This is a genomic window from Kitasatospora sp. NPDC088742, assembly GCF_055584905.1.
The window spans coordinates 13,750-36,227 of sequence record NZ_JBVJLD010000036.1 but is presented as its reverse complement, the minus strand read 5'-3'; the positions used below and the strand labels follow the sequence as shown (position 1 = coordinate 36,227).

16 protein-coding genes are annotated in these 22,478 nt (G+C 71.5%); 2 read left to right on the top strand and 14 right to left on the bottom strand.

From position 1 onward, the window contains the following. From ACZ6ZR_RS25590 to ACZ6ZR_RS25545, 10 genes are all read right to left on the bottom strand, one after another. Positions 1 to 226, bottom strand: a 226-nt coding sequence (locus ACZ6ZR_RS25590) for a phosphopantetheine-binding protein (RefSeq protein ID WP_465646008.1), incomplete at its 3' end; no start/stop codon positions are given. 221 nt (positions 227 to 447) lie between these two features. Continuing rightward, the gene (locus tag ACZ6ZR_RS25585) at positions 448 to 1,809 is read right to left on the bottom strand and encodes a lysine N(6)-hydroxylase/L-ornithine N(5)-oxygenase family protein (RefSeq protein ID WP_465646007.1); all 1,362 of its coding nucleotides are present in this window, start codon (positions 1,807 to 1,809) and stop codon (positions 448 to 450) included. Positions 1,810 to 1,911: 102 nt separating this feature from the next. After that, positions 1,912 to 2,715, bottom strand: coding sequence for an acetylglutamate kinase (gene argB, locus ACZ6ZR_RS25580; protein WP_465646005.1), 804 nt, complete (start codon positions 2,713 to 2,715; stop codon positions 1,912 to 1,914). A gap of 105 nt (positions 2,716 to 2,820) precedes the next feature. After that, positions 2,821 to 4,173 carry an MFS transporter gene (locus ACZ6ZR_RS25575; protein ID WP_465646003.1) on the bottom strand — a complete coding sequence of 451 codons (1,353 nt, stop codon included), beginning with the start codon at positions 4,171 to 4,173 and terminating at the stop codon, positions 2,821 to 2,823. A 270-nt stretch (positions 4,174 to 4,443) separates the two neighbouring features. Next, complete coding sequence (locus tag ACZ6ZR_RS25570) at positions 4,444 to 5,121, bottom strand: hypothetical protein (RefSeq protein WP_465646001.1); 678 nt, start codon at positions 5,119 to 5,121, stop codon at positions 4,444 to 4,446. Positions 5,122 to 5,205: 84 nt separating this feature from the next. Then, positions 5,206 to 5,559 (bottom strand): ArsR/SmtB family transcription factor, encoded by a 354-nt coding sequence (locus ACZ6ZR_RS25565; RefSeq protein WP_465645999.1) that lies wholly within the window; start codon positions 5,557 to 5,559, stop codon positions 5,206 to 5,208. A 51-nt stretch (positions 5,560 to 5,610) separates the two neighbouring features. Continuing rightward, complete coding sequence (locus ACZ6ZR_RS25560) at positions 5,611 to 6,081, bottom strand: hypothetical protein (protein WP_465645997.1); 471 nt, start codon at positions 6,079 to 6,081, stop codon at positions 5,611 to 5,613. A 92-nt stretch (positions 6,082 to 6,173) separates the two neighbouring features. Beyond that, positions 6,174 to 14,477, bottom strand: a complete 8,304-nt coding sequence (locus ACZ6ZR_RS25555) for a DNRLRE domain-containing protein (protein WP_465645996.1) — start codon at positions 14,475 to 14,477, stop codon at positions 6,174 to 6,176. A gap of 228 nt (positions 14,478 to 14,705) precedes the next feature. After that, positions 14,706 to 15,218 (bottom strand): hypothetical protein, encoded by a 513-nt coding sequence (locus tag ACZ6ZR_RS25550; protein ID WP_465645994.1) that lies wholly within the window; start codon positions 15,216 to 15,218, stop codon positions 14,706 to 14,708. A 65-nt stretch (positions 15,219 to 15,283) separates the two neighbouring features. Continuing rightward, complete coding sequence (locus ACZ6ZR_RS25545; protein WP_465645992.1) at positions 15,284 to 16,675, bottom strand: DUF1996 domain-containing protein; 1,392 nt, start codon at positions 16,673 to 16,675, stop codon at positions 15,284 to 15,286. 249 nt (positions 16,676 to 16,924) lie between these two features. Between ACZ6ZR_RS25545 and ACZ6ZR_RS25540 the strand changes: the two genes are divergently transcribed. Then, positions 16,925 to 17,470: an EF-hand domain-containing protein gene (locus tag ACZ6ZR_RS25540; protein ID WP_465645991.1), complete on the top strand. Its 546-nt coding sequence runs from the start codon at positions 16,925 to 16,927 to the stop codon at positions 17,468 to 17,470. Between the two features lie 85 nt (positions 17,471 to 17,555). Here the strand turns inward: ACZ6ZR_RS25540 and ACZ6ZR_RS25535 are convergent, their stop codons facing one another. Genes ACZ6ZR_RS25535 through ACZ6ZR_RS25525 form a run of 3 tightly spaced genes read right to left on the bottom strand, consistent with a single transcriptional unit; the run spans position 17,556 to position 20,724 of the window. Beyond that, positions 17,556 to 19,196, bottom strand: a complete 1,641-nt coding sequence (locus ACZ6ZR_RS25535) for an AMP-binding protein (protein ID WP_465645990.1) — start codon at positions 19,194 to 19,196, stop codon at positions 17,556 to 17,558. A gap of 2 nt (positions 19,197 to 19,198) precedes the next feature. Next, positions 19,199 to 20,452 carry a cytochrome P450 gene (locus ACZ6ZR_RS25530; RefSeq protein WP_465645988.1) on the bottom strand — a complete coding sequence of 418 codons (1,254 nt, stop codon included), beginning with the start codon at positions 20,450 to 20,452 and terminating at the stop codon, positions 19,199 to 19,201. Beyond that, complete coding sequence (locus tag ACZ6ZR_RS25525) at positions 20,449 to 20,724, bottom strand: acyl carrier protein (RefSeq protein ID WP_465645986.1); 276 nt, start codon at positions 20,722 to 20,724, stop codon at positions 20,449 to 20,451. The genes ACZ6ZR_RS25530 and ACZ6ZR_RS25525 overlap by 4 nt, the downstream gene beginning before the upstream one ends. A 117-nt stretch (positions 20,725 to 20,841) precedes the next feature. On the opposite strand from ACZ6ZR_RS25525, the gene ACZ6ZR_RS25520 reads away from it, so the two are divergent. Beyond that, complete coding sequence (locus tag ACZ6ZR_RS25520; RefSeq protein WP_465645985.1) at positions 20,842 to 21,573, top strand: SDR family oxidoreductase; 732 nt, start codon at positions 20,842 to 20,844, stop codon at positions 21,571 to 21,573. A gap of 39 nt (positions 21,574 to 21,612) precedes the next feature. Here the strand turns inward: ACZ6ZR_RS25520 and ACZ6ZR_RS25515 are convergent, their stop codons facing one another. Continuing rightward, positions 21,613 to 22,287 carry a Tat pathway signal sequence domain protein gene (locus ACZ6ZR_RS25515; protein ID WP_465645983.1) on the bottom strand — a complete coding sequence of 225 codons (675 nt, stop codon included), beginning with the start codon at positions 22,285 to 22,287 and terminating at the stop codon, positions 21,613 to 21,615. Positions 22,288 to 22,478: the final 191 nt, after the last annotated feature.

Genomic DNA, 22,478 nt, shown 5'->3' with positions numbered 1-22,478 from the left:
CGTGGGCGGCGGCCCAGCCGGCCAGGGTGGGGGTGGGGGACAGCTCGACCAGGTCCGCGAAGCCGAGGGTGGCGCCGCGGCCCCGCCAGGTCTCCACCAGGCTCATCAGCCGGATCGAGTCCAGCCCGAGGTCCCGCAGGTCGTCCTCGTCCCCGACCTCCTCGGGCTCCTCCCCGAGCACCTCGGCGAGATCGGCCCGCAGGCTCTCCAGATCGAGTCCGGGCATGGGTGTGGGCATGGCGTGGTCCGTTCGACGTGAGTGGACGCCCCGAGGGGCGCGGGAGGGTGGTGGTCACCCCGGGGGCGCGGGGAACTGCGCGCGGCGGCAGGCGCGGACCCGGGTGCCGGGTACGGGCACGCGCTTGCAACTGGCTCTCCGCGCCCGGCAGTCGGGCTGCTTCCTTCCGCTGCGCGCAGTTCCCCGCGCCCCCGGGGTGACCACCTACCTCAGTGCGCCGCCCCGGCGTGCAGCCGGTGGGCGGTGCGGCGCAGGAGGAGCGAGTCGCTGATCTCGCCGGAGCGGACCGCCAGGGTGGAGAGCAGCGAGGAGGTGATGCCGTGGGTGTGCTCGGTGCCGCCCTGGAGGTAGATGCCGGCCTCGACGTGGTCGGCGGTGAGCACCCGGTGGTCGCGGTCCACCCGCAGGCGCCCGCCCCCGTCCGTCAGGCAGTCCGCGGCGAGTTCGCCGAGCAGCTCGCGCGGGTCCACGTGGGCGTACCCGGTGGCGAGCACCACCGCGTCCGAGTCGAGGCCGTACCCCTCGCCCGTGGCGAGGTTGCGCACCACCGCCCGGGCACCGTCCGGCACTTCCTCGACACCGACCAGCCGGGTGGTGTTGAGCATCCGCAGCCGTTCCCGCCCGGCCACCTTCTCCTGGTAGACCGTCCGGTACAGCTGCTCGATCAGATCGCCGTCCACCACCGAGTAGTTGGTGTTGGCGTGCAGGTCGAGCAGCTGCCGCTTCACCGGCTCGGGGGCGCCGTAGTAGTGGTCCACGGCCTCCGGGTCGAAGATCCGGTTGGCGAACGGGCTGTCGTCGGCGGGGCTGTAGCCGTAGCGGGAGAAGACCGCGCAGATCTCGGCCTCGGGGAAGGTGCGGTGCAGGTGGTCGACGGCCTCGGCGGCCGACTGCCCGGCGCCGACCACCGTGAAGCGCCGGTGCCTGAGTTCGGTCAACTCCGGTGCGCGGTACAGCAGGTCGCGGGTGTGCCAGACCCGCTCCCCCGCCGTGACGCCGTCCGGCAGGCAGGGGGTGAGCCCGGTGCCGACGGACAGGTTCCGCGCGCGGTGCGTCCGGCGCTCCGCCCCTCCGGCCGCTCCGGGTGCTCCCGCCGCGGCCTCCGTCACCACCTCCACGGCCACCGTGCGGCCGGCCTCGACCACCGGCCGGACCTCCACCGCGCGGCGGCCGTAGTCCACCGCGTCGGTGAACTCGGCGGCGCACCACTCCAGGTAGTCGTGGAACTCCAGGCGGGTCGGGTAGAAGGACTTCTGGTTGATGAAGTCGGCCAGCCGCTCGCGCTCCTGAAGGTAGGAGAGGAAGGTGAAGCGGCTGCGCGGGTCGCGCATGGTGACCAGGTCCTTGAGGAAGGCGACCTGCATGGTGGCGCCTTCCAGCAGCATGCCGCGGTGCCAGCCGAATCGTTCCTGCCGCTCCACGAAGCGGGCGGAGAGCGCCTCCCGAGGGTTCCGCTCGTTGTGCGCATCGACGGCGATGGCCAGCGCCAGGTTCGCGGGCCCGAAGCCGATGCCCATCAGGTCCTCGGCACCGGCGTCCTGCCCGGGGCTGGTCTCGCGCAGACGCGACATCGTGGTCCTTCCGTTGGGGTCAGGAGTTGATTGATTAGGTAAGGCTTACCTAATCAACCTCTCGCATGACTGATCGAGAGTCAAATTCGGTATGTGTACTGACTAGGGCAGCACGGTGGTCCCCGCACCCGAGCCGCCGAGGGCCGCCAGCAGGCTGTGGTGGACCCGCCCGTCGAGCACCTGGGCCGCCCCGACCCCGGAGCGCACCGCCCGCAGGCAGGCCTCCATCTTGGGCAGCATCCCGCCGGCCAGCGAGGGCAACAGGCCCTCCAGCTGACCGGCGGTCAACTGCCCTATCACCTCCAGGGATTCCGGCCAGTTCGCGTACAGCCCCGGCACGTCCGTGAGCACCACCAGGACCTCGGCGCCCAGCGCCACCGCCATCGCCGAGGCGGCGGTGTCGGCGTTGACGTTGTAGACGTGACCGTCGGCCCCGCGCGCGATCGAGGAGATCACCGGGATCCGGCCGTCGGCGATCAACGCCCGTACCGCACCGGCCTCGACGCTCACCACGTCGCCCACCAGACCGATGTCCACCTGCTCGCCGTCCACCACCGCGTAGCGCTTCACCGCCGTCATGGTGTGGGCGTCCTCCCCCGTCAGCCCCACCGCCAGCGGCCCGTGCCGGTTCAGCAGCCCGACCAGCTCCCGCTGGACCCGGCCGGCCAGCACCATCCGCACCACGTCCATGGTCTCCGGGGTGGTGACCCGCAGCCCGGCCGTGAAGCTCGACTCCAGCCCCAGCCGGTCCAGTTGGGAGCTGATCTGCGGCCCGCCCCCGTGCACCACCACCGGGTGCACGCCGGCCCGGTGCAGCGCGACCACGTCCCGGGCGAAGGCCGCCTTCAACTCCTCGTCCACCATGGCGTTCCCACCGAACTTCACCACCACGATCCGGCTGGCCAACGGACACCCCCTCGAAAAGACTTAGGTAAGGTTTACCTTACTGTCTCTCCAGGGCATCCGTCACCACCCCGCACCGCCCTTCGGATCCGGTGCCCGGTCGCGCGTTCAGCGGTGGGCGGCCCGCGGCCAGCTGTGGTGGTGACGGTCGATCACGTACCGGTGCCCGTGCGCGAATCCGCCGGCGTCGGGGTGGGCGTCGGCCAGGTGCGGGTGGCCCGGCGGCAGGTCGGTGTGCCGGTGCTCCAGCGCCTCGGGCTCACCGGCCGGCCAGAGCCGCACCGCCGCCAGCACCGCGCCCAGCGCGAGCGCCCCGAGGGCCGCCGCCGTCACCGGCAGCCCCGCCTCCGCCGCCAGCCACCCGGCCAGCGGGTAGGTCAGCAGCCAGCAGGCGTGCGAGAGCGAGAACTGCGCGGCGAACGCGGCCGGCAGATCCGCCTCGGCCGCCGACCGCCGCAGCACCCGGCCGCCCGGCGTCAGCGCCGCCGAACCCGCCGCACCGATCAGCGCCCAGGCCGCCAGCAGCGCCACCCAGGCCCACCTCCCCCGCCCCGCCCCCAGGATCACCACCACTCCCCCGAGCGCCACCGGCAGCGCGAACGCGGCGGGCAGCATCACGGCGCGGTCGCTCAGCCTCCGCAGCAGGCGCGGCAGCAGCAGGGCCACCAGCATCGACCCGGCGCCGAACGCCCCAAGCGCGAGGGTCGCCGCCTCGGCCGGGCGGTGGAAGTGCTCCCGGACCAGCAGCACCGTGTCCACGTAGACCAGCGCCCCGGCCGCCGCCACCGCCAGGTCCAGCGCGAGCAGCGCCCGCAGCCGCGGCGTCGCCCGGAACAGCCGCACCCCGGACACCGTCCGCCCGTGGCCGCCCTCCTCCCCTTCTTCCCCCCGCGGCCTCGGCAGCGCGACCGACACCACCAACGCCGCCGAGGCCAGGAAGCCGAGCGCCGTCCCGGCGAACAGCCAGTGGTACGACACCACCGTCAGCAGCACGGCCGCCAGCGCGGGGCTGAACAGCGCCTCCAGGTCGTACGCCAGCCGCGACAGCGACAGCGCGGTGGTGTACTCCCGCTCCCCGGGCAGCAGTTCGGGGATCACCGACTGGAAGGTCGGGGTGAACGCGGCCGAGGCGGCCTGCAGCAGAAGGACCGTCAGGTAGACCTGCCACACCTCGGTGACGAACGGCAGCGCCACCGCCACCCCGGCCCTGACGACGTCCGCCCCCACCAGCACCGCCCGCCGTGGCACCCGCCGGGCCAGCGCACCGGCCAGCGGGGCCACCGCCACGTACGCCACCATCTTCACCGCGAGCGCCGTCCCCAACACCGCCCCGGCCCGGTCGCCGGCCAGCTCGTACGCCAGCAGCGCGAGCGCCACCGTGGCCAGCCCCGTCCCGGCCAGGGAGACCAACTGGGCGGCGAACAGCCGCCGGTAGGCACGGTGTCGCAGGACGGAGATCATCGGCACGCCCCCGGGGGTTCGCTTCGGGCCACTCCCCACCAGCATAGGGACATGTGCGCATCCGCGCACATGTCTGACCTCTTGACCGCGACGACCGGCCGGGACCGGGACGCCGTGCTCGTGGACCCCCTGGACCACCCGGGTGGAACTCAGCAGCAGGCGGGGAGGACCGCACCGCCCGGGTCCGCCGGGTTCCTGCCGTTCAGCACCAAGGCGCTACGGGCCGTCGCCGGCCTCGCTTGGGACAGGATGGATGAGCCGGCGGGCACCTCAGCAGGCCGCCAGGATCGAGGAGAGCCCCGACACGTCGAAACCGCTCCTGGTGAACTCCGCCACCAGCTCCCGCCGTTCCTCCGTCAGCCGCGCCTTCGGACGGCCGGCCCGGTAGGCGTCGGCCACCTTCCCCGCCGTCTCGGTCAGCCCGAACCGCCGCGCCATCAGGTATGCCTTGACCAGGCGCAGTTCGGCGTTCCGGGCGTACCCGGACAAGTCGACCGGGCCGAACCGGAGCCGCTCCTCGGCGCTCGCCATCAGCTCCACCAGCTCACCGGGCGTCAGCACCAGCAGCGGGCGCACCCGGAGCACGTCCTCGGCGATCTCCGGGGACGGACCGTCCCCTCCGCCGTCGGTCCGGTACTGGGCCCGCGCCGGCCGGCCCTTCCCGTCGGACCGCAGCGCACTCCTGAGCGAGAACCAGAGGCCGAACTGGCCGAACTCCCTCACCGCCCGCTCCGGGTAGTCGGCCGAGACGTCGACGACCAGCTCGACGCCCGGCGAGTCGACGTACCCCCGCCCGGGCTCCAGCACCGACGCCCGGGCCGACCTGACGATCAGTCGCGAGGTCAGCTCACCCGGGAACACACAGGCAGCTCCACGCACACCGAAGCCCTCCCCGAGCACCTCGGACGCGAGACGCCGCGCGAGGGCGGGGGCCGTCGACTTCGCCACGCCGCACTCCCTCCTCTCCGAGTTCGGCCACGACTCTCCCCGCCCGTGCTCCGGACGCTCTCGCGCTGCCGGCACCGCGGGAGCTCAGTCGTGCGGCGGCAGGGCCCCGATCCGGTGGTCCGCCACGTTCAGCGCCTCGTCCACCAACCGCCGCAGGTGCCCGTGCCCCAAGGCGTAGACCACCCGCCGCCCTTCCTTCCGCCCCACCACCAGCCCGGCCGCCCGCAGCTTGGCCAGATGCTGGCTGACGGCCGTCCGGGCCGCCCCGGTCGACTCCACCAGCGTGGTGACGTCGGCCTCCCCGCGCCCCAGCCGCTCCATCAGCGCCAGCCGCGTCCGGTCGGCCAGCAAGCCGAGCACGGCGGCGGCGACTTCGATCCGGTCATGGCCGGGCGGGTGCATGTGCTGCGCAGCCGCAAGACGCGAGCCGATGGTCATGACGCCCATCCTATGGCTCCTGACAGATGCGCAAGCGCGCACCTTTCCGGTTCAGACGAACTCGACCCCGTCGGCATCCACGATGTAGGACTCGTCACTGGACGGAATCGCCACGTCGTAGGTCTCGGCGGATCCGTCAGGAAGCAGTCCCACGCCCACCACCTCGACCACGTCGCCGACCTTCAGCCGGTCAGCCCTCGGTGTGGACGTGATCCTGACGAGCCTCCCGAACGCCTCGTCGAACGCGGCGTGCGGATTCGTCTCACTGAACTCACCGTCGGACTCGAGGTAAGCGTCAGTGAGTCCCCACGGCGCACCGTTGCCGACCTGGTGGACGGAGTAGACCACTTCGGTCCCTCTGAGGCCGGCGTCCGTGACGACCCCCACGCTGCCCACCAGGCTCTCTCCGATCATCGGAAGGTCGCCGCCCGCATTCTCCGGATTCTTCAGCCTGACCAGCTGATTCTTCTGGAATCTGGCCCCACTCGGCCATGGCGAATCCTCGAATCCGTCGATTTCCATCTCAATCTCTCCTACGGCCGAACAGCAGGGGCCCGGAACCGACTGGTCGGTTCCGGGCCCCTGCATCCTACGTCGTTACCACGGACCAGAAGCTACTTCTTGGTCAGGTGAGTCAGCCTCCCCTTCAGGCTGACATTCAGATGGTTCACCATCACACCCTTGATCTTGCGATGACGCTTGAGCTGGACGTCCCACTCGAAATGCTCGCCGGCGGTTCGCGACGGCCCCGAGGTCCATGCGTTTCCGTGCCTGTCCTTGAACCCCTTCTGACCGTTCACCCGGGTCGTCGGAAGCTTCTGGTGAGGCAGCCAATCCTTCGGCGGAACGTACCGGATCTTTCCCCGGTACGGGAGATTGTGAGACCGGAGGACGGACCGGATGGATATCGGGCAGGCACTGGTGTTGTGCACCAGTACTTCGCCGTTTCCATCGGCGACGTAGTACGTGTGGAGGTTTCCGACGTTCAGGTTGAAGACGAGTTGGTCAGCCGCCTCCCCGACAGTCACCGCAGTGACGGGCCGGAGCGAACCGTCGGCCGACCGCAGCAGGTCACCCGGCACGACGTCGGCGGCGTCCACCCAGCCCCGGCCGTCGATCCAGAGCGGATGGTAGGAGGTCGCCTGGAGCCCCGGCACCGACGGGTCCAGGTCGGTACTGATCTCGACTATCTGCTTCTGGGCGTAGGAGTCGAGCACCGCGAGAACCGGCTCGGCACGGGTCTCACCGGTTGCCGGGTCCGTCGAGGCGACGTAGTCACCGACCGAGACCTGACTGATCGGCAGGTAGGTGCCGTCAGCCATCAGCACCAGGGTGTCCGGGGTGAACGAATTGCACCTCAGGCGCCGCACCGCGGTCTTCGCCGCAGTGGCGGCACGGCCGACGGCCCTGGCCGCACGCGTGGCCTTCACGGCCGTGAAGGTGGCCTTGACCGCCGTGTTGGCGCCGACCAGGCTGGCCGCCGCGGTGACCGCCATCTCGGCGGCCTTCGCCCAGTTGCCGGTTGCCGCGTACGAGACCGACGAGACGGCCGCCGCGATGCCGCCGATCGGGCCCGGGATGTAGGACGCGACCTCCGCCACCTTGGCGACGACGTTGAGGATCTTCTTGAAGGAGAAGCCCCAGTTGCCGTCGAGGTCGGTGCAGTTGACCGGGTCACCGGTGCAGTAGTCGTACGGGCTGGCGTTGCCGCCCGGCACCGGGTCGGTCTGGAGGAAGCGGCCGAGCGCCGGGCTGTACAGGCGGGCACCCATCAGGATGTCGCCGTCGAGCGCCTCGGCGGAACGCTGCTTGCCGCCGAGCCAGCCGTAGCGGACGCCGGCCTGGCCGTCCTGCGGAATGCCGAACTCGTCGAAGTCCAGCACCACCGGCTTGGTCAGGCCGGTGTCGGTGGTGACCACCACGCTGCCCTGGAGGTTGGTCAGCTGGAGCTGGACGTCACCGGTCTTCGAGGTGGTCGCCGACAGATCGGCGTCCGGGCCCGAGACGTTACGGGTCAGGGAACCCTGGGTGGTGTCCTCGACGACCCAGCGGACCTCGTCGCTGTCGTCGCCGTAGTGGTTGAGCTTGGAGGTGGCGTTGGCCCAGGAACCGTTCGCCTGCTTCTTGCTCGTGGTGAACCCGGTCAGCCGGTGGGCGACGTCAACGGTCCACTCCTGCTTGTCGTCCCCCTTCTCCTGGGAGGCGACCTTGTCGTTCGCCCAGTAGGTGTTGGCCGAGCCGGTACCGGTGGTGACGGTCCGTCCGAAGGCGTCGTAGGTGAAGCCCGCGTCGGTGATCCGGTCCGCGCTGTCGTAGGTGTGGCTCTCCGCGGCCGCGTTGGCCGTCGAGCAACCGCCCGCGCCGGTCGGCGACGTGAGCTTGGACGTCCGGTTGGAGTGACCGTCGAAGAAGTACTGACGCGTCACGCAGCCGGAGGCGACCGTGGTCTGCTCCGCCTTGGTCAGACGGCCCAGGCGGTCATAGGTGTACGCCCTGGTGGCCGAGGCCGAGGTGTCCTTCGCGACCGCGCCCTGCGTGGAGACCTCGATGCTCTGCGACCAGACCACCGCTCCGTCCGAGGTACGGGTGTAGGTGCGGCCGGTGGCAGCGCCGACCGGGTTGAGGGTGTCCTTGCGGACGATGCCACCCGGGTAGCTCTGCTCGACCAGCTGACCGTCGGCGCCGTACTTGGCGGTGAACTCACCCGCCACGCTGTCGTTGACGGAGGTCACCAGTCCGCGCGGTTCCTTGGCGCGATCGTAGGTGTAGGTGGTGGAGCCGGTCGGGTCGGAGACCTTGGTCGGCTTGCCGAACTTGTCGAACTCCGTGGTGGTGGTGCCACCGTCGGCGTCCGTGTAGGAGATCAGCCGACCCAGCGCGTCCTGCGTCCGGGTGATGGACTTCTCGGCCGAAGTACCCTTTCCGGAATACGTCTTGACGACGTCTCCGGTGGCCGGGTCGTGCTCGGTGGTGACCGAGGGCAGGGCCTTGCCCTCGTCCGAGGTGATCTCGGTGGACACGATCCGGTCGGCACCGTCGAAGACGGTCACGGCCTTCCGGGTCTTGCCGGCGTTGGTCTCGGTGGTCTCCTCCGCCTCACCGAACCGGGAGTAGCGGGTGACCCGCTTCACCGGCAGCGTGGTCGGCATCCGCGCCGAGTCGGCACTGCTGACGGCACCGCCCGGGCCGGTGGTGCAAGGGTTGCCCGCCCACTCGGGACGGTTGCCGCACGCCGCGTCGTCCGGGTTGGCACCGGCCGTGTAGAAGACGGTCTTCACCGTCGAGGCGTCGGTGCCCGCGCTGCCCGGCTTCCGCGACTCGAGCGCCCGGCCGTAGGCGTCGAACCTGATGGTCGCGGTCAGCGGCGTCAGGCCCGCCGCGTCGGTGGTCACCGAGGTCGGCGTGTTCAGCACCCAGCCGGACGATCCCCCGATCGGGGTGTCGTACCCGTTCTTGGTGACCCGGAGTTCCGCATCCGTCGCGTACCCGTCGATCCGAGCCCCGTCGGTGGCGGTGGTGACCAGGTGGTAGGCCTTGCCGTCCGGCTTCCCTTCGTCGTAGGTCTTGCTGTTGTGGTCCCGGACCAGCACCGAAGTCCCCGCCAGGATGGTCGGGTTGACGGTGGTCTTGGTCAGCGTGAAGGTGTCGAAGCCCGCGTGGAAGCGCTCGCCGGTGGAGGCCGCGTTGGTGTCGACCACCACCATCTTCAGCGAGTGGTCACCACGGGCCAGGTGGATCGGCGTCCCGGTGGTGAACGGAGCCACCGCCGGAGTGGCGGAGTACTCGTCGATCCGGGAACCGAGGTTGGTCCCGTCGATCGAGAGTTGGACGATGCCGTGGTCCTCGTACCGGGTGAGCTGGCCGCTGAGGACGTAGTCGCCCTCCTCGGGCACGTTCACCCGCACGGTGTCCTCGGCGCCGACGGCCGTGCCGCGCAGGCTGAGCTGCGCGCCGCCGGACCAGGTCAGGCCGCAGCAGTCGGCGTCCATCTTCAGCGGGTAGTTGGCACCCAGCTGCGGCAGGGTCTCCGCCTCGGCCGTGACGGTGACCGGGTTGGTCTGCCCGGCCATGGTCTCGGCGAGGGTCGCCCGGTACTGCGGGCCGAGCGTCTCCAGGACGTCCAGTCCGTCGCTGGTGTAGGTGGTCCGCGAGTCCAGCAGACGGGCCCGGTCCGCCGAGCCGGCCGGCAGGCCGAGCTCGGCCTCGAACCGCGCGGTCTCGGGGTGGGTGCCGAGCGCGATCGAACGGTTCGTCGCCGCGAGCGCCCTGACGGCGTGTCCGTAGCGGTCGAACTCGGTGGTGTCGATGTCCCCGCTCGGATTCACCGACGGGGTGGCGGTGTTGACCTCGTTGCCCGAGGCGTTGAGGTAGTGCACCGTGGCGGGCTTGTAGCCGTCCGCCCCGGGGGTGCCGACCGAGGCGCTGTGCGTGCCCGGCTCGTCCTCCGGACCGAAGAGCGCTGTCGCATCCGTAGGCGCGTCAGTCTGCGCCCACTTCGCGACGTCGGCACCGGCCATGTCGTACGGACCGCCCGCGCCGCGGGTCAGCGGCACGCCGTAGACCACCTTGGTCGCGATCTCGCCGTTGACGGTGCTCTTGGTACCGGCCGCCAGGGTGCCCCGACGGACCTTCAGCAGCCGTCCCTGGTCCGGGTCCCCGGCCGCCTGGCCGTAGTCCACGTCCCACGGCAGCTCGCCGGAAGGAGCGATCCGGGTGACCTTGCCCGAGGCCTCGTAGGTGTACGTGGTCTTCAGCGGGGTCGCCAGCCGCGGGTCCCAGACCTGCGCCAGCCGGCCCTGCTCGTCGTACAGGTAGTGCGTGACCTCCACGGCCTCCTGCTTGGAGGTGGCCGGGTTCCACGACCAGACCTTCACCGAGCGGACCCGGTCGACGTAGTCACCGGGCGTCCCGGCGACGGCCGTGGTGGCGGTCGCGTAGTCGTAGTCCATGACCTCGCAGCCGCGCGGCAGCGGGTCCACCGTGCAGCCGTTGAGGTCGTCGACCCCGGGCTCCACCGGCGCGGTCACGCGCTTGGGCAGCGAACGGCCGTCGGTGGTGTCGTAGGAGTACCGGGTGGTCGACGCGGCGTCAGGACCGGTCTCCGTCGTCACCTGGTAGACCTCGGAGCCCGCCTGACGGGAGAACAGCGTGTACGAGCCGTCCAGCTCGGACAGCTTGTACGCGGTGCCGTTGGTCTGGACGTCCCAGAGCTGCCAGGCTCCACCCCAGCAGGTCCAGATGGTGCCTCCGAGGTTGGCGTCCAGGCACTTGCCGGACTGGCCGTTGACCAGCGACTTGTTCGCCTGGAGCCGCCACTGCTGGTTCGGGCTGCCCGAACCGCAGGACCACAGCACCATCCGGGTGTTGTCGGCGGTCACGCCCCACGGGTTGTCCAGGCAGTAGCCCATGATCTTCAGGGACAGGTCGTCCCCGTAGGTCCACTGCTGGTTGGGGTTGCCGGTGCAGGGCGCGTACTGGAGCATCGCGCCGTTGTACGGGGAGCCGTTCGGCACCTCCAGGCACTGGCCGAAGGAGGTGACCAGCGCACCGGACTTCGCCGGGGTGGCGGTCAGGGTCAGCGACTCCGCGCCGGGCTCCGGGAAGAAGGTCCCGTCGGTGCCCTTGGCGAAGGTGGTGACCGTGTCGTCGGTGTGCTTGATCTCGACCAGGTCGGACTCCGGGAAGGAGAGCGCCCGGTACTCGGAGCCGGTGCCCGCGTCGGGGCCACCGGCCCACTGCGGGCCGAACGGGGCGACGATCTCCTTCATCGAGATGTCATCGAAGAAGACCTCCTTCCCGCTGCCGGCCACGTTGCCGTTGTAGAGCCGGAACCACGCCTCGGTGGCGTCCTTCGGCACGACCATGTCCAGCGTCAGCTGCTGCCAGCCGTCCGTGAACGAGGCCTTCGGCGACGCCGTCTCGCCGTACGCGCCACCACTCTTGTACACGCCGACGATCCGCAAACCGCGGTGCGGCAGCGCGCTGGTGTCCAGGCTGGTCGCCGACGGGACGTAGATCCACGTGCTCAGGCGGTAGGTCTTGCCGGGCTTCATGCCCTGGCCGAGCGTGTACTCCGGGCCGACCGCCGCGAAGGAGTCCCACCCGGTGGGAACGACCCGCAGCGAGTCGGTGGAGTTGTCGTGGCCGCGCGCCGTCGAGCGCTCGACGGTCGCCTGGCCAGCGGTGAAGCCGGTGGTGTCGGTGGAGACCTGACGCTGATTGACCGTCAGGCGCTCGCCCTGCGGCTCCCAGCCACGGCCGAGACCGCGCGAGGAGAAGGTGCGCTTGACCGACATGCCGAACTCGTCGGCGTCCGTGACGTCGGTCGAGTAGTCACCGGTCAGCAGGTTGACCGAGCCGGGGCCGACGTCGGAGGAGGCCGCCCCGTCGGCGTTCTGGTCCACCGTCATGGTGTTCCAGCCGGTGGCGACACCGGCGCCGGAGCCGTCCTCGGGGAACATCAGGGCCCGGACCTGGACCACGCCGCCGACGTTGCCGAGGGTGTCGACCACCGTCCAGTTGGCGTGCGGGCCGAGGTCCGCGAGCCGCGGCTTGGGGTCGGTGACCGGGGTGTTGTCGGCCTTGGTCAGGTTGGTGAGCGGCACGTTGTACTCGGTGGCGCCCGGACCGCGGCGGTACTGGTAGACCACCCGCTTGAGGTCGGCCTGCGCGTCCACCGCGAGCTGCACGCGCTTGGCGGACTGGCTGCCGTCCAGCGGCGAGGTCAGACCGGCCCGGCCCACCTGGAAGGCGAACGCGGACGCGTCGGAGAGGTTCCCCGCCCGGTCCTTGGCCTGCACCTTGAGGGTGTGCTTGCCGTCGGTGGCCGGGGTGATCGAGGTGGTGACCGTCTGGTTGGCGGCGACCGTCACCGGCGCCGCACCGTCCAGGGTGTAGACGAACCCGACCAGGTCGGTCTGGCCCGCCACCGGCGTGAAGGTGAACTGGCCCGCCTGTCCGGCCCCGCCGTGCCACAGGCCGTCGGCCGGGTAGGTGGGCGAAGTGACGAACGGCGCACCGGGCTTGACGGTGTCGACGATGAAGGAGGTGCCGACCCAGCCGGACTGCGCGTTGGCGTCCGAGACCCGGCCCCAGATGGAGTAAGTGGTGTCCTCGTCCAGCTTGGCCACACCGAGGTCGGCCGGCGTCACCTGGAGGTAGGTGCCCGCGGGCACCGTCCGGTAGATGCCGTTGACGAAGGTGGAACCCTTCCAGAGGTCGACGTTGACGCCGACGTTCCCGCCGTCCGCGTCGGCCGCCAATACCTGGAAGCGCGGGGTGGCCGAGCTGGTGTAGGCCGGGTTGCCCGGCACCGACGGCAGCACGTCCATCGAACTCGGGGTCGGCGGAACGGAGTTGTACGTCACCGACAGGAACGGCGGAGCGACGCCCTCGGAGGAGTAGAAGCGCTTCCAGCTGAGCGAGTCCGACTCGTTGTCGGCCCTCAGGCCCAGGGCGTTGGTGTCGTTGGGGTTGACCGCCCAGGCGGCGGCCAGGTTCTTGACGTCCGCCTTGACCCAGCCGCTGCCGTCACTGTTGGTGCACTGGTAGGTGTCGGTCCCGGTGTCGGTGTCGCGGGTCTCGAACGACCACGCGTACTCGTTGCCCATCTGCGGCTGGTTCGTCCACCGGGTACCGGTGGAGGCGTAGGGGCTGTCGTGGACCTCCCACTCCTTCGCCGTGCACGAGGAGGAGTGGTAGTTGTACAGGTTCAGCGTGGCGCCGAGGATCTGCTTGCCGCGGAACCCGTACGTCGGGAAGTGCAGGAAGGAGCGGGCCACCGTGGTCCCGCCGTCGTACGTGCCGACCTTGAGGTCGGTCGAGGACGACTGGTCGGTGGTGGTGCCCTTCTGCACGAAGGTGTCGAAGTTGGTGCCCAGGTCCATCGTCGGGTCGATGGTGACCGGGTACCGGGTCTTCGGGTCCGAGAGGAACGCGGCGTCGGCGGTGAACACCAGCTCGGCGTCCGCGCCCTGCCCGCGCAGCTCCATGGAGACCGCGCCGCGGTTGAGGTGCTCGCCGGACTTCTCGTCCACGGCGGCGTCCCACATCACCGGGGCCGGCACCTTCACGGTGGGCTTGTGGCCGACGTGGTCCACCAGGTGGATCGCGCCGTCGTCCTGCTTCTCCACCGAGTAACCGGTGGTGTCCACCGGGAGGTTGAGCGTCCCGGCCTGGGAGACCGCGCTGCGGTCCTTGACCACGAGGAACTGCTCGAAGCCCGTCCGGGTGGCCTCCAGCACCAGGTCCACGCCCGGACGGGCGTTGACGTAGGTGGCCTTGGAGCCGGACAGCTTGGGCTTGGGGAGCTTGCCGAGCCAGCCGAGCTCGACCCGGGCCTCGCCGTTGCCGACCTTCACGAGCTCGCGCTCGGCAGGTGCGGCCGGGGCCTTCGGGTCGGCGGCGGGAGCGGCAGCACGGAACGCCGAACGGGCCGCGTGCTGCTCGGAGTTGGGCGCCGCCGAGGCGGACGGGACACTCGCCGGGGCGGTGCCCGGCAGGGCGTCACCGACCTGGACGGCCGCGTCGCCACCGGCGAACTTCAGGCCCTCCGGATGTGCCTTCGGCGCGACTCCGCCGTCCGGCGTCTCGACGAGGGTGGTGTCCACCGGGACCCACGCGTCGCCGACCTTCATCCGGATCGGCCCGCCGGTGACCTCCTGGGTCAGGGTGCCCTCGGGGTTGGCCCACAGCGTGGTGGTGGCGCTCCGGGCCCCGGTCACCTCGATCCGGCGCTTGTTCAGCCGGGCCGCGAGCAGCGCCGACGCCTCGTCAGGAGCCTCGTTGACGGGGGTGGCCACCGGCGGCTTGGGCTCGGCGGCAGCGGTGGAAGCGGGGGTCAGCGCGCCGAGCGCGACGCCGGTCTCCACCACCAGCCCGAGCGCCGCGAGCACGGCTATTCGCCGCACCCTTCGCACGGAGAAGGCTCCGCCCGCGTACGCGTGCGAAGCCTGGGAATTGCGTAGCAAAGCTACTCCCAAAGATCAGATAAAGGATATATAAGCCCAAGGCATGGGCCGGGCAAACCTCTCACATGCGGGAGGCATCTGATCGTCCGGGGAGTGTCCGTAAACCGGCCACCAATCGCCAGAAACCGTCCCCAATCGGCCATCTGACGTCACGCCCGCTCACAATCTCCTCACTTTCTACCCAATGTGCCCCTTCCAGCAGGTCATGACCGTGGTCGCCGCCATCACCGAAACGTCGGCCCGGCTCCGCGCCGGAGTCCCGAACACCTCCGGCAGCCCGCCCACGTCCACCACCAACACCATCCCGTCCTTGCGGACCACGGTCGACCCGTCACCACGGACGAACGCCGCCTCCCCCAACCCGCCCAACTCCCGCACCGCTCCGCCCGAGGCCCGCAGCGCCTCGAAGTCCGCCCCGCCCGGCTCCCGGACGGAGAGCACGAAGGTCCCCGCCGCGTACACGTACGGGCAGCTGTACACCCGCCCGTCCCAGCTCCCGACCGGTGCCGTGACCGGCTCGCCCCCGAGCGCGCCGGTCAACTGCCGCAGCACGAAACCCCCGCAGACCATCCGCGAGGCCTCCGACGGCCCGGACGGGGCGGACGGGGCGGCGGCGCCGCACCCCGCCACCAGCAGCAGCGCGAGACCGAGGACGACGGCGAACGGTCGGGCGGAGCGGTACGGGCTCATCGTCTCTCCTGGGGAGTGGAACGGCCCCGGGGCCGGGCGGGCCCCGGGGCCTGACGGCGGGTCGGCTACGGCAGGCGGTACTGCGCGTTCAGCGCGGCACCCTTCTGCGGCTGGTTCTGGTCGTAGCCGCGCGGGTCGCACTGGAGGCCGCCCACGATGCAGTGCTGGACCAGGGCGGCCAGGGTCGCCGGGTCCCAGGCGTTGAAGAAGTCGTAGTGGAAGGTGAAGCCCCGTCCGCTGGAGAGGTGGAGCTGCGCCAGGTGGCCGAGGTCGGCCGGGAAGCCGACCTTGAACTCGATCATCGGCACCGCCACCGGGTGGGTGGCGGGGCAGACGCCGTTGATCGGGTAGGCCATGTGGCTCTTGTGGTCCGGGGTGTCCAGGTGGACGCCGTTCCAGCAACTCGGGGCCTGGTAGCGGATCGCCACGTCACCGCCGCCGGGGCAGGCGGTCGGCAGGTCGACGCTGTGGTAGCCGTCGCCGCACTCCCAACCCGCCACGTAGCCGGGGCTGGTGGCGAACTCGGTGGCACTCGCCGTCGGGCTGCCGACCACGAAGCGCAGGCCCGGTGGGAACGGCCGGACGCTGGTGTAGTCGGTGACCGCGCCCTTGTAGTAGATGGTCTGGAGGTTGTCCGGCATCACCGGGGTGTTGCCGTCCAGCACCGCCGGCATCCAGTACCCGGACTTGTCGCCGGGCGCCAGGCAGGTGGTGGTGCCGGCCTGCAGCGAGGCGAGCGAACTGGCCGCGTTCACCGTCGGGTTGCCGAGGAAGGTGTGGAGGTGGGAGGCGCCGGCCCTGCCCGGGTAGACGATGGGGTCGTCCGGCAGGTTGTGGGTGGCAGTGCAGTTGGCCTGGAACTCGTGGAAGTACGCGTGCGGCGGCTGGTACGTGGAGGGCACCACCCCGGTCACCGGCGGGTCGGCGTACACGTACCCCGTGGTCGGGGCGGTGACCTGCCCGTACACCTTGAACTCGTAGAGCGAGTAGCCGTATCCGTTCGCCCGCTCGGTGGCACTGAGCCGGACGTACCGCCCACTGCCGGAGACCGGCAGGCTCTGGGTGCCGCCGGTGGCGGCCGGGTTCTCGTGGACCGTGCTCCAGCTGACCGCGTCCGGCGAGGTCTGGATCCGGAACGCCTTGGCGTACGCGGCCTCCCACTGGAGCTCGACCTTGCTGACCGTCGCCGGGCCGCCGAGGTCGATCTGGATCCACTGCGGGTCGCTCCAGGCGCTGGCCCACCGGGTGGCGGGGTCGTTGTCGACCACCGCGCCCGCCGGGAAGTTGGCGCTCTCGATCGAGGAGGCCGTCACCGGCTTGGCGAGCGAGATCAGCGGGTCGGCGGCCGCGGCCGCGTGCCAGGTGACGCCGGTCAGCCCGGCGATGGCGAGCGCGGCGGTGAACGCGGCGGCCAGCGCCGCGTGCGGGGCGCCGCGGGAGAGGAATCGGGGTCGCATCGGACCTCCAGGTCGGGTGGATGGGTGGGGCCATGGACCGGGCCAAGGTCGTCCGTGGAACGGGAGAGCGCTCTCCCGTTCAGAGCGTGCCGCCCACCCGCATTGGCGTCAAGAGTCTTACGGGGAACGGTAGATGGGCCCGCCCTCGCCGACACTCCCTGAAGCCGACCGACCGGCTGTGACTCCGGAGTGCACCGAAGCGTGTACCCTACGTGACGAACTGATCCACTTTCCTTGGGAGATCACCTCATGTCCAGCGACCTGTTGACCCGCAAGCTCGCCCGCCACTTCGACCTGATCGACACCAACGGCGACGGCAAGATCAGCCAGGAGGACTTCGACCTGATCGTCAGCCGGATGGGCAAGGAGTTCGGCCAGACCCCCGACTCCCCCAAGTACCGCGCTCTCAACGACGCTTACCTGGCCCTGTGGGAGGGCATGCGGCAGACCCTGGACACCGACGGCGACGGTTCGGTCAGCCGCGAGGAGTACATCTCCGGTCTCCGCACCGACGCCGCGAACGGCGAGGGCTACCGGCAGCTCATCCGCCCGGTGGCCAAGGCCATCATCAGCCTGTGCGACACCAACGGTGACGGCCGGCTCGACGGCGAGGAGCTCGCCAAGGCGCACACCGGCCTGGGCATGGGCTACAAGGACCACGAGGCCGCCATGGCCAAGATCGACCTGGACGGTGACGGCTACCTCAGCGAGGACGAACTCACCAAGGCCATCGAGGAGTTCTTCCTGAGCGAGGACGCCAACGCGGGCGGCAACCACCTCTTCGGCGCGATCTGACCCTCCCTCACGAGCCCGGGGGCGGTCACCTGGTGACCGCCCCCGGGCTCGGTGCCGTCCGGCGCTGCGACCCTACTCCGGGGCCCTACTCCGGCCGCTCCGCGAGGAGTTGACGGGCCAGCCCGCGCTGCCACTTGCCGCTGGTGGTGCGGGGCAGCGACCCGGGCCTCAGCGGATGCACCCGGACGGCGGCCAGGCCGAGCCCTTCGGCGACCACCCGGCGAACGGCTCCGGCCACCGTCTCGGGGTCGTTCCCGGGGGTGACCTCCACGGCGAGCGTGAGGAGTTCACCCCCGCTGTCCGCGAACGCGACACAGTTTCCCCGGTGCACACCGGACTGCGCGCGGGCGAGGCTCTCGGCATCCTCGGGGAAGTGGTTCTGACCGTTCACGATGATCATCTCCTTCCGCCGGCCGGTCACGAAGAGCTCACCGTCGAGCAGCACACCGAGGTCACCGGTCCGGAGCCAACGTCCCTGGAACAGCTCGGCGTTGGCGTCCCCGGTGCCGAAGTAGCCGCTGGTGACCGCAGGCCCGGCGATCTGGATCTCGCCCGACTCCCCCGCGCCGCAGACCACACCGGCCTCGCTCACCACCCGCAGCTCCATCCCCAGGACCGGCCGCCCGACGCCCACCAGCGCCTTGGCCGACGGATGCCCGGGCGCCACCACCACCGCCCGGCCCCGGTCGGCCAGCAGCCGACGGTCCAGGTGGACGACCCGTGGCACCGCGCCGGGCTCCGGGAAGGTGACGGCGAGGGTGGCCTCCGCCATGCCGTACACCGGGTACATCGCCGAGGCGGGCACGCCTGCCGGGGCCAGCCGGGCGGCGAAGGCCGCGACGGTCTCGGCCCGGACGGGCTCGGCGCCGTTGAAGGCCAGCCGCCACCGCGACAGGTCCAGACCCGCCGTCAACTCCTCGGTGGCGGCGGCGGCCAGCCGCCGGTACGCGAAGTCCGGGCCGGTCATCATGGTGGCGCCGGTGTCGGCCAGCAGCCGGAGCACCCGGGCGGGCCGCCGGACGAAGTCCAGCGGCGGAATCACGTGCACGGTACCGCCCGCGAGGAGCAGGGCCAGCGGGCCGAACAGCCCCATGTCGTGGAAGTGCGGCACCCAGGTCACCATCACGTCCTCCCGGGTCATCCGGGCGGAGCCGGCGATGGCCCGCAGCCCGGCGAGCACCGTGGCGTGGGACAGCATGACCCCCTTGGGCGCCGAGGTGCTGCCCGAGGTGAACTGGACCACGGCCAGGTCCTCCGGCCCGACCTGCGGCAACTCTCCGACGGGGCGAGGGACTTGGCCCGCCTCCGGCTCCGCACCGACCGGGATCAGGACCAGCTCCGGCCGCAGCTCCCGCAGGGCCCGGCCGGTGTCGGCGCACTCCTGATGCACCACCAGATGACGCATCCCGGCGGCGTCGACCGCGGCGAGGAGCCGCTCGGCCTCACGGTCGGGCGCCCCGGCCGAGGTCGGGAACATGCTCGCGGCGGCTCCGGCCCGCACCGTCCCGAGCAGACCGGTCAGGACCTCGGGGCCGGTCGGGCAGAGCAGGCCCACGACCTCGCCGCCGCACACCCCGGCAGCGACCAGCCGGTGGGCGAACCGGGCCGAGAGCCGGTCGAGGTCGGCGGCGGTCAGCCGCTCACCCGTCCGGGGATAGTGCACCGCGGTCGCGGGGTGGAGGGCGAGGACGGCTTCGCCGAGGGTCGGGCGGTCGAGCGCTTCCATGATCATCCTGACAGGCGGTCGAGCCGGGCCAGCAGCGTCCCGTCCGGGACGACTGTGGATCCGTTGTGGGAGACGTCGCCGACGTACGGCCCGTCCGGGGCGGTGAGCCGGTGCCCGCGCAGCAGCTCGGTGACGATCAACTTGGTCTCCAGCGTGCCGAGATGGACACCGGCGCAGAGCCGCCGACCGGCCCCGAAGGGTGTCAGCGCGAGGCGGCCGGGCCCCTCGCTCCCGGTGTGGCGCTCGGGCCGGAAGGCGTCCGGATCCGCGAACAGCTCCGGATCGCGCTGGGTGGCGCCGATCGCGTAGAAGACTTCGGCGCCGGCCGGGACGGCCTGCCCGGCGCCCGCTTCGTACCCCGCCACCGCCCGCCGGGGCAGCCAGGCCAGCGGCGGGTGCAGCCGGGCCGCCTCGGTGAAGGCCGCTTCGAGCAGCGGCCCGCCGGTCGGGTCGGCGGCCTCGTCGGCCTCCGCGCGCTCGAGCTCCCGACGCAGTGCCTCCTGCTCCGCGGGGTGACGGGCCAGCAGCCAGAGCAGCCGGGCGCTCAGGTACCCGGTGGTCTCGTAGCCGGCCAGGATCAGGATGGCGATGTTCTCGGCGATCACGTCGTCCGGTGGCGGCTCGGGCAGCGCGCGCAGCCGGGCCACCGGGCCGTCGGCGTCCGTGCCCGCGCTCCGGTGAACGGCCTCGCGCAGGAGTTCGCGGACCCGGCGGCGGGCGCGGCCGACCTGCCGGGCGGCCCGGTTGCCTCCCGGAGTGCCCAACTCGCCTGCGGGCGGCGTGCGCAGGTCGCCGAAGAGTCCGAACAGCTCGTCGGCCTCGTCCTGCTCCATCCCGGCGAACAGCCGGGCCGCCACCCGGAACGCGACCGGCTGGGTGAAGGCGTGCAGGTCGACCGGTGCACCCACCGGGAGTTCGCGCAGGGCCCGGGCCAGCAGCCCGGTGACGGTGTCGCGGTGGAGCGCGACCGCGCTGCGGCGCAGCAGGGGCATCAGCGCCTGGCGGTAGTCGCGGTGCGGTTCGCCGTCCAGGTTGAGCAGGCCCCGGCCGAACCGTCCGCCGAAGACCACGTCCCAGCCCTCGGCATGTGACAGTTCGTCATCCTTGGCCGCGAAGAAGCGCTCCGCCTCCCGGGTGCCGGCCAGGTACACCCGCCCGGCACTCACCGGGCAGGCCGTGACGGCGCCGCGTCCCTGCCCGTCCCCGTCCCCGTCCCCGTCCCTCGGCGAGGGGATCACCAGCGCTTCGGCGGTCACCGGGCCACCTCCTCGGCGACCACGATCCGCTCCACCAGGTCGTTGACGGTCGCGGGCGTCATGAAGATCCTCGGATCCACCTCGTCCTCGATCCCGAACGCCTCCTCCAGCGCCACCAGCAGCTCGACCCTGGCCACCGAGTCCAATCCCAGCTCCGCGCTCAGGTGTTCGTCACCCGTGAGGGTCAGGTCGGCGTACTCCGGCCGCAACTCCCTTACGGCGTCCACCAGTACGGCCCGCACCTCCGACCTGGTCATCGCTCGATCGCTCAACTCGCCCCTCCCGTCCGCCGATCACCTCGGCTGGTCACTTCGACTGGATCACCTCGGCCGCCGGGAATGCTACTCTATGCAACGCTTTGTCAACGCAATGTAGCCGAACGAGGTGCCATGGTGGGAAGCCTGACGGGACGCACGGCGCTGGTCACCGGCGGCTCACGGGGCATCGGCCGCGCCGTCGTGGAGCGGCTCACCGCCGAGGGCGCCCAGGTGGTGTTCGGCTACCACCGGGCCGAGGAGGCCGCGCAGGAGGTCGCCGACGCGACCGGCGCGCACCCGGTCCGTGCGGACGTCGCCGACCCGCGCGGCGTCGGCGAGCTCTTCGACCGGGCCGAGCAGGCGGTCGGCGGCCTCGACGTCCTGGTGGCCAACGCGGCGGTCTGGCTCCCGCACGCGCGCATCGAGGAGGCCAGCGAGGAGACCTACGACCGGGTGATGGCGGTCAACGCCAAGGGCACCTTCCTCGCCATCCAGCAGGCCTCGACCCGCCTGCGCGACGGCGGCAGCATCATCACCATGTCCTCCATCGGCGTGCGCCGCCCCTCTCCCGGGAACGCGGTCTACGCCGCGTCCAAGGCCGCCGTCGAGCAGTTCACCGCGGTGGCCGCCCAGGAGCTCGGCCCCCGTCGCATCACGGTGAACTGCGTCGCCCCCGGCGCCACCGACACGGAGATGCTCCGTCAGTCCATGCCGCCCCAGCTCCGCGTCCGGGCCGCCCGGAACACCGTGCTCGGCCGGCTCGGCACCGGCGACGACATCGCCGGCCTCGTCACCTTCCTGGCCGGGCCCGACGCCGCCTGGATCACCGGCCAGACCATCTCCGCCACCGGCGGCCTGCTGTAGCGGCCGGGCCACCGGGGCGCAGCGGGCTTGCGGGGCGGGTCAGTTGACGGTCACCACCGGACTGCCGGGCTGGGTGGTGTCGGCGACCGGGCCGTAGGCGGCGGAGAAGTAGCCCTCGCCGGGGCAGAGGCCCGAGCCGCCGCTCTTGACGAAGTACTCGTTGCGGAAGGTAAGGCTGTGCGCGGTGTTGTCGGCGCTGCCGGTGAAGGCCCCGCTCAGCTGGTAGGTGCAGGTGAGCGTCCCGAACCAGGAGTTGAGCACGGCCGTGGCCTGGATCGGCCCGGCCGAACCACCCGCCATGGTCACCGGGAGGCCGGCCGCGTCGCTGACCGAGACGGTGTAGGGCAGGTTTCCGACCGTCAGGCTCTTGACGGAGGTGACGCCGGTGACGTTCGCCGTACAGGAGCTGAACGTCTGGCCGCTCAGCGCGGCGGTCGCGACGCCTGGAGCGGCGGGGTTGGCGGTGACCTTGGAGGTGTACTGCGAGGCCGCGCAGGTGACGCCGGTCCCGCCGGCGGCGGTCGAGTAGAAGGTGGCCTTGGTGCCGGAGACCAGCGGAGCGGCCAGCACGTCGCCGACCGCGACGGCCGGGCCGGCGGCGCCGCCGGCGGTGAGGACGGCGGCCGCCACGGGCGAGGCGGCGGAGGCGGGGAGGGCGCCGACGGCGAGGGTGGCGGCCGCCGCCGCAAGGGCGAGGTAGGTGCGAACGCGCATGCGAAAGCCTCTTTCCCGGTAGGGGCGAGAAGGTGAACTTTCCTGCCCGCCCGAAGACTTGGGGCCCTCCGGGCGGCGTCCCTACGTTGTAGGCCCGTGGCGGTGCGCGGTCAACCCTTGCTGACGAATTGTCAGCACCAATCCCCTGACGGCGCCGGGCTCGAACCCGGTGATCATCACCGTCCACGGTT